The following is a 12,774-nucleotide window of genomic DNA, read 5'->3' as shown; positions in this document are numbered from 1 at the left end:
AAGGGTTTAAGGGCTTTTTTTATGCGGTTTTTTAGGGGTGTCATTTTCAAATTTTAGCGCGTTTTTTTATGAATCTTCATTTTTAATAAGACTTAATGGGTACTTTTTTCCTATACGGCTTGATGGCTGCTTCCCAATCACCGGCAAGCATAAAAACGGTTTGCCTCCAGGTTGGTAGGACAGGAGGAGAGACTAGCGGCCTTGTTTATTTTATTGCATTGCAGGAACTATCATCCCTTCCGGCGAATGTAGCAAGTAAGGGAGTGATAAAAGGTATGAAAAATGCAATGAGATTTTATTGCGATAGAGTTAACAAGAACGTGAAGATTGAATTTGATTTTAATGAAAAGAAGGAAGGATTTTACTGAACAGAAAAAGCATTAAATAATCAGGAGTTTAATTGTTTGAGTCTTATGTATCCTGAAAATTGTAAATTATGCACACCAATGATGAAATATGATATTTGGGAAAAATTAATTAAGAAATTTAAAAGTTACAAGTAAAACATTAAAAAGCCTTCGGGCTCTTTTCTTTATGCCTTTGTCGTCTTTTGGTCTTAAAATTTAGAAGAAACAGAACTGCCACGAGGTAGGAAAGGTTAAATAATGATCGTTCTGCTTGACAGGGAATTTGGTTTTTGATATTATTTTTAATGTCTTAATATGGCGGCGTAGCTCAGCTGGTTAGAGCACACGGTTCATACCCGTGGTGTCCGGGGTTCAAGTCCCTGCGCCGCTACCAAAGAAAAAACCGGTGATATGATCACTGGTTTTTATTTTTCATTTGGGGAATCATGTTTTTCCCGCTTGCCGCCCGTGATGATGATAAAGACAACACATGGTATAATAAGCCAGAAAGTTTGTTAAAATACGACTAGGGTGTGCGGGGAAGCTATTGACACGGTCATTTAATTGTGATAAATTCAGTAAGGTTAATTCTCAAAAAGGGGTAGAATTTTTTTTTAGTTTTGGGGGAGGTGGCTTTTGTGAGAGTAGGTGTTACATTAGCTTGCACTGAGTGTAAACGTAGAAATTACACTACCATGAAGAATAAGAAAAACGATCCCGGCAGGATCGAAATGAAGAAGTACTGCAGGTTTTGCCAGACCCATACCTTGCATAAGGAAACCAGGTAGCTAACGGCTATCTTTTGAAATCACAGCCGCATTCTGGTCTGATGGTATACGCCGGTATTATTTCAGGTCGGGCGCGTTTGAGATAAAAGTTAAGGATGTGGCGTTTTATGGCATTGATGAAAAAACAAGATAGCAACAATAAAAAAAAGACTTACAAAAAAGAAACCAGCCCGAAAGAGCAGTCAAAGAATACAATTGCGGCCAGCAAAGAAAATGCGGCCAGCAAGGAAAAGAAAGTGTTGGTAAAAAAGGATGCCGGCAAGATTATTGTCAGAAAAGACAAAGTGAACCGGGTTGAACAGATAAAGAAGTTTCTGCGTGGAGTGCTGAATGAGTTAAAAAAGGTCCATTGGCTTAACGGCCGGGAGGTTGTTGCATATACTGCGGTGGTATTATTGGCGGTAGTAATCGTAGGCAGTTTGATTTGGTTGTTTGACGAAATTATGAGTAGGGTCCTGGGACAGTTTTTGCCAAGATAATTTTTCTTTAAGGGGGTGAGGGACCTAAGACTAAGAAAAAGGTCCCTTGTATTTTATGGTGAAGAAGTGGTATGTCGTACATACCTATGCCGGTTATGAGAATAAGGTAAAAGCAAACCTGGAAAAACGGATCGATTCAATGAGTATGGAAGAGAAGATCTTCCGCATACTCGTGCCGATGGAAGATGAAATTGAAATAAAGGACGGCAAAAAGAAAATCTCCAAGCGGAAGGTTTTTCCGGGGTATGTGCTGGTGGAGATGTTTATGACCGACGATTCCTGGTATGTCGTGCGCAACACCCCCGGAGTGACAGGTTTTGTGGGTTCAGGTTCAAAACCTATCCCTTTGAATGACGACGAGGCCAGGCAGATTATCAGAAGGATGGGAGTTGACGAGCCGCGGACGCGGATTACTCTTTCCGTAGGTGAAAATGTCCGCGTAATTTCCGGCCCGTTTGAAAACTTTATCGGGATAATTGAAGATGTCAACACGGAAAAACAAAAAATAAGAGTATTAATCTCCATGTTTGGACGGGAAACCCCGGTTGAACTGGATTTTAGTCAGATAGAGAAAACATCATAACTATTGAACAGGAGGTGTGGATGCAGATGGCGAAAAAAGTGTCTGCCATAATAAAACTGCAAGTTCCGGCAGGCAAAGCCACCCCGGCGCCGCCGGTAGGGCCGGCTCTGGGACAGCACGGAGTAAATATCATGGCTTTTGTAAAGGAATATAATGAGCGTACCGCTGCTCAAGCGGGTTTGATCATCCCGGTGGAGATTACTGTTTTTGAAGATCGTTCCTTTACTTTTGTCACCAAAACTCCGCCTGCGGCCGTCCTGCTAAAGAAGGCGGCGGGGATTGAAACGGCTTCCGGTGAACCTAACAGCAAAAAGGTTGCGAAACTCCCTCGCGCTAAAGTCCGTGAGATTGCTGAAATAAAGATGCCCGACTTAAACGCCGCCGATGTGGAGGCGGCGATGCGGATGGTTGAGGGCACTGCCCGCAGCATGGGTATTGAGATCGTAGAAGGTTGACAAGTTAATGCGTAGGGTAAGTGGGAGGAAACATTTCCGCTAAAACCACAAGGAGGAAAAACATAATGCCAAAACATGGGAAGAAGTATTTAAGCGCATTAAAGGAAATTGGCGGCAGCGCGGCTTATGAACCGGCCGAGGCGCTTGCGCTGGTAAAAAAAACAGCCCCCGGAAAATTTGATGAAACTGTTGAGGTAGCCATCCGTCTGGGTGTGGACCCGCGGCATGCCGATCAACAAGTGCGTGGCGCGGTTGTACTGCCGCATGGAACAGGCAAAACACGCAGCGTGCTGGTGTTTGCAAAAGGCGATAAAGCTAAGGAAGCTGAAGAAGCAGGCGCTGATTTTGTAGGTGCGGAAGATATGGTGGCTAAAATTCAGCAAGAAGGCTGGCTGGCGTTTGATGTGGCTATCGCAACCCCGGATATGATGGGGACCGTGGGCAAGCTGGGACGGATTCTGGGTCCCCGCGGCCTGATGCCCAATCCCAAGACCGGAACCGTCACCTTTGACATCACCCGGGCCGTGCAGGAAGTAAAGGCTGGTAAAATCGAGTACAGGGTGGATAAGGCAGGTATTATTCATGCTCCGATCGGTAAGGTTTCGTTCAGCGTCGAAGCGCTGCAGGAAAACCTGCGCACTTTGCTAGATGTCCTGAACAGGGCCAAGCCTGCTTCGGCTAAAGGCCAGTACCTCAAAGGCATTTCTTTGTCGTCTACCATGGGGCCGGGAGTAAGGGTTAATACCCAAAAAGCTTCTCTCTAGCGTTCCATATGATTATAGATATGGCGGCCTGCGGGCTTACCTAAAAAATAAATAATAAGCTGTAGACAGCCGGTGCAATTTGCATAATGGCCTAGAAAAGCCGCCGGCCGAGGCCTTTTCCCCCGCGTATAAATAACGTGGCCTCTGTGTTTCTGTCTGCAGAGGCCATTTTGGTTGTTGGTTGTCTGTTGTTGGTTGTTAGAATATTTGGTTGCCAACTACTAACTACCAACCGCTCAGAAGGGAGGTGTTATCAAAGAGTGCCTATCACCAAAGAAAAAAAGGAAGAAATTCTTTCAGAGTTAAAAGAAAAATTTGAAGGCTCTACAGTATCGATCTTTGCCGATTTCCGTAGCTTGAATGTCTCTGAGGCCACAAAACTGCGCCGGAAGCTGCGGGAAGCAGGTTGTGAATTAAAGGTGGCGAAGAATACCCTGACCGGTTTAATTACCAAACGCCTTGGCGTTGAGGGTGTGGAACAGTACCTGGAGGGTCCCGTGGCGATTGCCTTTGGCAAAGATCCGGTGGCGCCTGCCAAAATACTTGTCGATTTTATCCGTGAAACTAAAAAGATGGATATTAAGGCCGGGATTCTGGAAGGAAAAGTCATCGACGCCAAGGGTATTAAAAATCTGGCTGATTTACCCCCGCGTGAGGTGCTTCTGGCTAAGATACTGGGTAGCATGCAAACCCCGCTTTATGGTTTTGCAGGTGTACTTCAAGGAACTATCCGCAGTTTTGTTTACACTTTGGAGGCGGTTCGCCAGCAGCGCGCCGGTGAAGCTTAGCCGGATTATGCCACGACTCAGGATTCGGAATTCAGAAGCCGGGAGTCAGCATGAGATGATGGTTAATCGGAGCGAAATATTCTGAAGACCGACTGCTTAATTCTAAACACCTGAAAATATTAAAAGATTTCTTAATTGAAAGGAAGGTTTACGCAAATGTCTAAAGTGCAAGAGATTCTTGAAGCAGTAAAAGGCATGACTGTTCTGGAGCTGTCCGAATTGGTCAAAGCTTTTGAGACGGAGTTCGGGGTTAGCGCCGCCGCCCCGGTGGCTGTTGCCGCCGCCCCTGGAGCAGCTCCCGCAGCCGCCGCTGAAGTCGAGGAGCAGACTGAATTTGATGTAATTCTTACCGCTATTGGCGATAAAAAGGTTAACGTGATTAAGGTTGTCAGGGAAATCACCGCTCTTGGCCTGAAAGAAGCCAAGGATCTGGTCGATGCGGCGCCCAAGGCGGTCAAGGAGAAGATTAACAAACAAGAGGCCGAAGAAATAAAAGCCAAGCTCACCGAAGCCGGCGCCACTGTGGAAATCAAGTAGACAGCTGGAAGCAACACAAAAGGGGCTCCGGCCCCTTTTTAGTGGTTGCCGTTAAGGAGATGCAACTGCTCAGGAGGAGTTAAGAGCCAGGAGTCAGAATGAGATTCTGAATGCTGACTCCTGACTCCTGCTGCTTTCCTTCAAATAATTCCTTGACAAACATTATATGATGTGCTAAAATTTAAAAATGTCATTAAATATCTACTATATTTATTGCATAGATTGTTAATATGTGTACGGGTGGGTAATGGTTCTGTAGAGCAAAGTATTTTATTGTATTATTATGGCAATAATATTTAAGATAGTCTGATTTTGTATAAAGCGAGGTATTGTAAAGAAAAACAAAGCCTTGCTTTTCATTGTTTCGGTTTAAACATATCGTTAAAATCCCCTCCGGGGATTTGTGGATAAAGGACACGCTAGCGGTATTTGCGTTTTTTTGCTGAATGGCCGGTAAATATTTTTCTTATTTGGGGACGGGGGTGTGAGGCGCTAGATGATTTATCCCGAGAAGGTGGGGGGCAGAGGCCGAAAGAGTTTCGGTAAACTGAAAGAAGTCTTGGAACTGCCCAACCTTATTGAGGTCCAGCGCAATTCCTATGATTGGTTTTTAAAAGAGGGGTTAAGAGAGGTTTTCCATGATATATCTCCTATCCAGGATTTTACCGGAAACCTGGTTCTTGAGTTTTTAGACTATACCCTCGGTGATCCGAAATACTCAGTGGAGGAGTGCAAAGAAAGGGACGTAACCTTTGCCGCTCCTTTGCGGGTCAAGGTGCGATTAATCAATAAAGAAACCGGGGAGGTCAAAGAACAGGAAGTCTTTATGGGAGATTTCCCTCTAATGACCGAAAAGGGCACTTTCATTATCAACGGGGCCGAAAGGGTGATAGTAAGCCAGTTGGTCCGTTCGCCCGGTGTCTATTTTAATGAAATTATCGATCCGACCGGTAAAAAGCTCTACACGGCCACTATAATACCCAACCGGGGCGCCTGGCTGGAATTTGAAACTGATGTCAACGACCATATTTTTGTCAGGATTGACCGCACCAGGAAGATATTGGCAACCGTTCTGGTGCGCGCGCTTGGCTACAGCACCAACATGGTGATTAACGAACTCTTCAACGAGGATAAAAGTATTCAGGAAACCTTGTCCCGGGATAATTGCGACACTGAAGAAGAGGCGCTGGTGGAGATCTACAAGCGCTTGCGACCCGGGGAGCCGCCTACGGTTGAAAGCGCGAGATCGCTTTTGGAAGCGTTGTTTTTTGACCCTAAACGCTATGACTTGGCTAATGTCGGCCGTTACAAGATTCAGGAAAAACTGCAGCATGGCATTCTTTACCGTTATGGTGAAAACGCCAAAGGGGAAACCGAGTTTGATCCTTATCTGAAAAAAGAATTGCCCAAAGAACGTGAATTTATCAGGGAACTGACCAGGGAAGACATTATTGAGACAGTCAAGTACTTGTTGGGTCTGGTGAGATCGGAAGGTCATGTGGACGATATCGATCACCTTGGCAATCGCCGCTTGCGTTCGGTTGGCGAGTTGCTGCAGAATCAGTTCCGGATTGGTTTGTCCAGAATGGAGCGGGTGGTCCGCGAGAGAATGACCATTCAGGATGTGGATGTGATTACCCCACAGGTATTGATTAACATCCGCCCGGTAGTCGCCGCCATTAAAGAGTTCTTCGGGTCAAGTCAGCTATCCCAGTTTATGGATCAGACCAACCCGCTCGCCGAGCTGACCCATAAGCGGCGTCTTTCCGCGCTCGGACCGGGTGGTTTGTCACGGGAACGGGCAGGTTTTGAAGTGCGTGACGTCCACAATTCACACTATGGCCGGATGTGTCCGATTGAGACACCTGAAGGTCCCAATATCGGCCTGATCGGCTCACTCAGCACTTATGCCAGGATTAACCCGCTTGGCTTTATTGAAACGCCTTATCGCAAGGTTGATAAGGCTAACAAACGGGTTTCCGATGAGATAGTTTATCTAACCGCGGATAAAGAAGAGGGCTGCGTTATAGCCCAGGCCAACGCGCCGTTGGATGAGGAAGGTCATTTCCAGGAAAACCGGGTCAATGCCCGCTCTCCGGAAATTGTGGTAGTTCCCGCCGACCGGGTGGATTTTATGGATGTGTCGCCAAAACAGGTATTCAGTATAGCGACGGCGTTAATTCCGTTTCTGGAACATGATGACGCAAACCGGGCCTTGATGGGAGCAAACATGCAGCGCCAGGCTGTTCCTTTATTAAAAACGCAGGCGCCCCTGGTCGGCACCGGGATTGAATATAAGGCCGCCAGGGATTCCGGGGTGGTGGTGATTGCCAAAAATCCGGGTATTATTGAGCAAGTAACCGCGAACGACATTATTGTTAAGACAGACGCCAGGTATGAGGGAACATGGCCCTATGATATTTCTAGCGAAACAAATGAAACACTGGCCAGAAAGGGCGATATAATTACCGAAGCCGTGGTTGAAATGCTGAAGAGAACAGGGCTGCTGGAAGAAATCCCTGCTCATATGAGACAGACATTATACCGGCTGAAAATTTATAATATCCCTGTTTCACAAGTAATGGATGAAAAAAAATACCATGTGCCTCAAATAAAAGAAATCAGGGCCTTGAAAGATATTTATGCGCCTGACAAGGCAGAAATTCACATTAAAAAAGATAAAATAATAAACAAGGGGGATTTGGATAGCCTGCAGCGTAAAGGAATCAAGACCTTTTCGATAGCAGTCGATTTGAATCTGGTTTACCGGCCGGCCGGCATTGACAAATACAAGCTGTTGAAGTTTACCCGCTCCAACCAGGGCACGTGCATCAACCAAAAACCCATTGTACAGCGGGGTGACCGTGTGGAAGCGGGCCAGGTGATCGCCGATGGCCCTTCCACCGACTACGGCGAGCTGGCGCTTGGCCGGAATATCCTGGTGGCCTTTATGCCCTGGGAAGGTTATAACTATGAAGATGCCATCCTGGTTAGCGAGAAGGCGGTAAAGGAGGATTTCTTTACGTCGATTCATATAGAAGAATATGAATGCGACGCCCGCGACACCAAGTTGGGTCCCGAAGAGATCACCAGGGATATTCCCAATGTCGGCGAGGAGATTTTGAAAGACCTGGACTCGCGGGGGATTATCCGGGCGGGCGCGGAAGTGCGGCCCGGCGACATCCTGGTCGGCAAGGTCACGCCCAAGGGGGAAACCGAATTGACCGCCGAGGAACGTCTCTTGCGGGCCATATTTGGCGAAAAGGCGCGTGAGGTAAGGGATACCTCCCTTAGAGTGCCGCACGGTGAAGCAGGTAAAATTGTTGATGTGAAGGTTTTTTCAAGGGATAACGGAGATGAACTGCCGCCCGGCGTGAACCAGTTGGTGCGAGTGTATATCGCCCAAAAAAGGAAAATTTCCGAAGGCGACAAGATGGCCGGACGCCACGGCAATAAAGGTGTTATTGCCCGCATTTTGCCGGAAGAGGATATGCCTTTTCTGCCGGACGGCACACCGATAGAAATAGTCCTGAACCCCCTGGGCGTGCCTTCCCGGATGAATATCGGGCAGGTTTTGGAGGCGCACCTTGGATGGGCCGCCAAGGCGCTGGGCTACCATGTGGCCACGCCGGTGTTCAACGGGGCCTCGGAAAAGGACATTCTTGATAAACTAAAGGAAGCGGGACTGCCTGAGAGCGGCAAGATGCAGCTGTATGACGGGCGCACGGGAGAACCTTTTGACAACCCGGTAACAGTGGGTTACGTATATATGCTAAAACTGGCCCACCTGGTGGACGACAAGATTCACGCGCGTTCCACCGGACCTTACTCGCTGGTTACCCAACAGCCGCTGGGCGGCAAAGCCCAGTTTGGCGGACAGCGTTTCGGCGAGATGGAGGTGTGGGCGCTGGAGGCTTATGGCGCGGCCTATACCCTGCAGGAGATCCTGACCGTGAAGTCGGACGATGTGGTCGGCCGGGTAAAAACTTACGAGTCCATCGTCAAAGGGGAAAATGTGCCGGAACCAGGTGTGCCGGAGTCCTTTAAAGTACTGATAAAAGAACTGCAGAGCCTTGGGCTGGACGTCAGGGTATTGTCTGAAGACGACCGGGAGATCGAAATTAAAGAAGTCGAAGAGGATATCACTGAAACAGCGAAAGAGCTGGGTATTGACATACAGCAAGAAGAATTGCCTGAAGTCGTCAATCATGAAGATTACGACGACGATGTGGACGAAGAGGGGTTTAATGAAGGTTATCAGGAAGATGATTTCGAACTGGAAGACGAGTAACTCCAGAAGGAGGGATTCTTTTGCTGGAATTAAATAATTTTGACCGTATCCGCATCGGCCTGGCGTCTCCCGAACAAGTCATCAGCTGGTCCAGCGGTGAGGTGAAAAAACCCGAGACAATCAATTACCGTACTTTGAAACCGGAAAGAGACGGGTTGTTCTGCGAGCGTATTTTTGGGCCGACCCGTGACTGGGAATGTCACTGCGGCAAGTATAAACGTGTCCGTTACAAGGGAGTGGTTTGCGACCGGTGCGGGGTTGAGGTGACCCGTTCCAAAGTGCGCCGGGAGCGCCTCGGTCACATCAAGCTGGCCGCCCCGGTTTCGCACATATGGTATTTTAAAGGTATTCCCAGCCGGATGGGCTTGCTGCTGGACATGTCTCCGCGCGCTCTGGAAAGAGTTTTGTACTTTGTTTCATATATTGTCACCGATCCCGGCGAGACCGGGTTAATCAAAAAGCAGCTGCTTACTGAAACGGAGTACCGGGAGCACAGGGAAAAATACGGCAATGTTTTTAAAGCAAGCATGGGCGCTGAAGCCATCAAGATTCTCCTGGAGGAAATCGACCTGGAGGAACAGACCAAAGAGCTTCGCCAGGAGCTGAGAGACGTCACCGGCCAGCGCAAAATCAGGGCGATCAGGCGTCTGGAAGTGGTGGAGGCTTTCCGCAAATCGGGAAACCGGCCGGAGTGGATGGTGCTGGACGTGGTTCCGGTGATTCCTCCCGAGCTTCGTCCCATGGTTCAATTGGATGGCGGGCGTTTTGCCACTTCTGACCTGAATGATCTGTACCGCCGGGTGATCAACCGCAACAACCGTCTAAAAAGATTGCTGGATCTGGGCGCGCCGGACATTATCGTCAGGAATGAAAAAAGAATGCTCCAGGAAGCTGTGGACGCCTTGATTGACAACGGACGCCGGGGCAGGCCGGTTACCGGCCCGGGCAACCGCCCTTTAAAATCGCTGAGCGATATGCTGAAAGGAAAGCAAGGACGCTTCCGCCAGAATCTTCTTGGCAAGCGGGTTGACTACTCCGGCCGCTCGGTTATAGTTGTCGGTCCGGATTTGAACATCCACCAGTGCGGCTTACCCAAAGAAATGGCTATTGAGTTGTTTAAGCCTTTTGTCATGAAACGCCTGGTGAATGATGGCCACGCCCATAACATTAAAAGCGCTAAGCGCATGGTGGAAAGGGTGCGCCCGGAGGTTTGGGACGTGCTTGAAGATGTGATCAGCGAACATCCTGTGCTGCTTAACCGCGCTCCCACCTTGCACCGCCTGGGCATCCAGGCTTTCGAGCCGACGCTGGTGGAAGGAAAGGCCATTCAGATCCATCCGATGGTTTGCACGGCTTATAACGCCGACTTCGACGGCGACCAGATGGCCGTGCACGTGCCCCTGTCCGCGGAGGCGCAGTCAGAGGCCAGGTTGCTGATGCTTTCCTCAAATAATATTTTGAACCCCAAGGACGGCCGCCCGGTGGCCATACCTACCCAGGACATGGTTTTGGGCATCTACTATCTAACCGTGGAAGAGCCCGGCGTACAGGGAGAAGGGAAGGTTTTTAAAGACCGCGAAGAGGCTGTGATGGCCTATTACAACAATGTTATTTCCCTGCATGCCAGGATAAAAGTGCGGATGCCCGATAAAAGCATGCTTGAAACCACTGTCGGCAGGGCTATTTTTAACGAGGTTATACCTCCTGAATTAGGGTATATTAACCAGATAGCCGATAAAAAAGTGTTGAGCAGGGTCGTTGATGACTGTTACCGGCAGCTGGGTTTTTCAGCCACCACCAAACTGCTGGATGGCATTAAAAAACTGGGCTTTACTTTTGCCACTAAAGCGGGAGTAACCATTGGCATTCAAGATATCACGATTCCGGAACGGAAAAAGGAAATTCTCAAGGACGCCGAACAGCAGGTTGAGAAAGTGGAGCTGCAGTACCGCCGCGGCCTGATTACGGAAGACGAGCGCTACCGGAAAGTAATCGGAATCTGGAACGAAGCCACGAGAACAGTGACCGAAGCGCTGAATGAAACGCTTGGCCGCTTTAACCCGGTATATATGATGGCCAATTCCGGCGCCCGCGGCAATATCCAGCAGATCCGCCAGCTTGCCGGGATGCGGGGCCTGATGGCTGATCCCTCCGGCCGGATTATCGACCTGCCGATTAAGGCGAACTTCCGGGAAGGCCTGACCGTTTTGGAATATTTCATTTCCACCCACGGCGCCAGAAAAGGCTTGGCCGACACCGCGCTGCGCACGGCCGACTCCGGTTACCTGACCCGCCGTCTGGTGGACGTCGCCCAGGATGTGATCGTCAGGGAAATTGACTGCGGCACTTCACAGGGCATTACCGTCGAGGAGATTAAAGACGGCGCCGAAGTTATTGAAAAAATTGAAGACCGGATTATCGGACGGGTAGCCCTTGAGGATATCAAGGTGGAAAAAGCCAATGGCGATGTGGAGATCATAGTAGAAGCGGATGAAGAAATTACTGAAGAACATGCTGAGAAGATTATTAAAGCAGGTATAAAAAAAGTAAAGATTCGTTCCGTTTTAACCTGCAAAACCCGTTACGGCGTGTGCATCAAATGTTACGGGCGCAATCTGGCTACCGGCCGCAATGTTGATATCGGTGAGGCTGTCGGCACCATTGCCGCTCAAAGCATCGGCGAGCCGGGCACCCAGCTTACCATGCGCACCTTCCATACCGGCGGCGTGGCCGGGGATGATATTACCCAAGGCTTGCCGCGGGTGGAAGAGCTTTTCGAGGCACGGCGCCCCAAGGGTCAAGCTATTATCGCCGAGGAGGCAGGCGTGGTCGAAGTACGTGAAATCAAAGGCCGCAAGGAAATTGAAGTTACCGCCGCAGACGGCGAAAAAGCTGTTTATCAAGTGCCTTACGGAGCGCGTCTCAAAATTAAAAACGGTGACCAGGTTGACGCCGGTGATGAATTGACAGAGGGGTCGGTAAACCCGCATGACCTGCTCAAGATCAAGGGAGTACAGGGTGTGCAGATTTATCTCCTGCAAGAGGTGCAGCGGGTTTACCGGCTGCAGGGTGTGGATATTAACGATAAGCATATTGAGGTAATGATCAGGCAAATGCTCCGGAAAATTAAAATAGATGACCCCGGCGATACCGACCTGCTGCCGGGCGGCCTGATTGACATATTCGAGTTTGAAGATGAAAATGCCCGGGTTGAGGCGTTGGGGGGCGAACCGGCCACCGCCAAGGCGGTGCTGCTGGGTATTACCAAGGCTTCTTTAGCCACTGATTCATTTCTGTCCGCCGCGTCTTTCCAGGAGACTACCAGAGTGCTTACCGAGGCGGCGATTAAGGGCAAGTTGGACCCGCTCATCGGCCTGAAAGAAAACGTGATCATCGGCAAGCTGATTCCGGCCGGCACGGGGATGTCCCGCTACCGCAACATCAGCATCAATATCATAAATGAAGAAGGGGTGGATGAGCAGGAGTATGACGGTGACGAAGATATAATCGAAAGTGACCAGGTGCAGGATGATTTTTTGACGACGACTGTATAACTCATTAGAAGTCAGGAGTCGGTAGACAGGAGTCAGCAGTCGAATAAGAGAACTGGTTATCGTTTCGTAGTATTCTGAATACTGACTACTGAATTCTGTCTCCTGAATAGTACAATATTGACAATGGCATCTTGTGGTGATAAGATACTAAAGTGTCCGGATTTCAGGGGGTTAAGCAGTTATGGCTT

General features: G+C 48.9%; 9 protein-coding genes, 1 tRNA gene and 1 other annotated feature. All 10 genes read left to right on the top strand.

The window, feature by feature from the left end; all coding sequences use genetic code 11:
• Positions 1–664: 664 nt before the first annotated feature.
• The 10 genes from A4E54_RS03995 to rpoC all read left to right on the top strand — a co-directional run bounded on the left by A4E54_RS03995 (position 665) and on the right by rpoC (position 12,586).
• Positions 665–741 (top strand) — tRNA-Met (locus A4E54_RS03995).
• Between the two features lie 244 nt (positions 742–985).
• The gene (rpmG, locus tag A4E54_RS03990; protein WP_240084340.1) at positions 986–1,135 is read left to right on the top strand and encodes a 50S ribosomal protein L33; all 150 of its coding nucleotides are present in this window, start codon (positions 986–988) and stop codon (positions 1,133–1,135) included.
• Positions 1,136–1,242: 107 nt separating this feature from the next.
• A complete protein-coding gene (gene secE / locus A4E54_RS03985) occupies positions 1,243–1,614 on the top strand; it encodes a preprotein translocase subunit SecE (RefSeq protein WP_240084339.1) in 372 nt (123 codons plus the stop codon).
• Between the two features lie 55 nt (positions 1,615–1,669).
• Entirely contained in the window at positions 1,670–2,197 is a 528-nt protein-coding gene (gene nusG, locus A4E54_RS03980) for a transcription termination/antitermination protein NusG (RefSeq protein ID WP_240084338.1), read from the top strand.
• Between the two features lie 26 nt (positions 2,198–2,223).
• Positions 2,224–2,652 carry a 50S ribosomal protein L11 gene (gene rplK, locus A4E54_RS03975; protein ID WP_240084337.1) on the top strand — a complete coding sequence of 143 codons (429 nt, stop codon included), beginning with the start codon at positions 2,224–2,226 and terminating at the stop codon, positions 2,650–2,652.
• Between the two features lie 65 nt (positions 2,653–2,717).
• A complete protein-coding gene (gene rplA, locus A4E54_RS03970) occupies positions 2,718–3,416 on the top strand; it encodes a 50S ribosomal protein L1 (RefSeq protein WP_240084336.1) in 699 nt (232 codons plus the stop codon).
• 41 nt (positions 3,417–3,457) lie between these two features.
• Positions 3,458–3,598, top strand: a sequence feature (ribosomal protein L10 leader region).
• Positions 3,599–3,676: 78 nt separating this feature from the next.
• On the top strand, positions 3,677–4,204 hold the full coding sequence (gene rplJ, locus A4E54_RS03965; protein ID WP_240084335.1) for a 50S ribosomal protein L10: 528 nt from the start codon (positions 3,677–3,679) through the stop codon (positions 4,202–4,204).
• A gap of 156 nt (positions 4,205–4,360) precedes the next feature.
• Positions 4,361–4,741: a 50S ribosomal protein L7/L12 gene (gene rplL, locus A4E54_RS03960; protein ID WP_240084334.1), complete on the top strand. Its 381-nt coding sequence runs from the start codon at positions 4,361–4,363 to the stop codon at positions 4,739–4,741.
• Positions 4,742–5,237: 496 nt separating this feature from the next.
• A complete protein-coding gene (rpoB, locus tag A4E54_RS03955) occupies positions 5,238–9,032 on the top strand; it encodes a DNA-directed RNA polymerase subunit beta (protein WP_240083078.1) in 3,795 nt (1,264 codons plus the stop codon).
• A 20-nt stretch (positions 9,033–9,052) separates the two neighbouring features.
• Positions 9,053–12,586 carry a DNA-directed RNA polymerase subunit beta' gene (gene rpoC, locus A4E54_RS03950; RefSeq protein WP_286724534.1) on the top strand — a complete coding sequence of 1,178 codons (3,534 nt, stop codon included), beginning with the start codon at positions 9,053–9,055 and terminating at the stop codon, positions 12,584–12,586.
• The last annotated feature ends 188 nt before the right edge of the window (positions 12,587–12,774 follow it).

Origin of the sequence: Pelotomaculum sp. PtaB.Bin117 (assembly GCF_002067195.1) — a bacterium.
GTDB classification, from domain to species: Bacteria; Bacillota; Desulfotomaculia; order Desulfotomaculales; family Pelotomaculaceae; genus Pelotomaculum_D; species Pelotomaculum_D terephthalicicum.
This window is presented reverse-complemented; position numbering and strand designations above follow the sequence as displayed.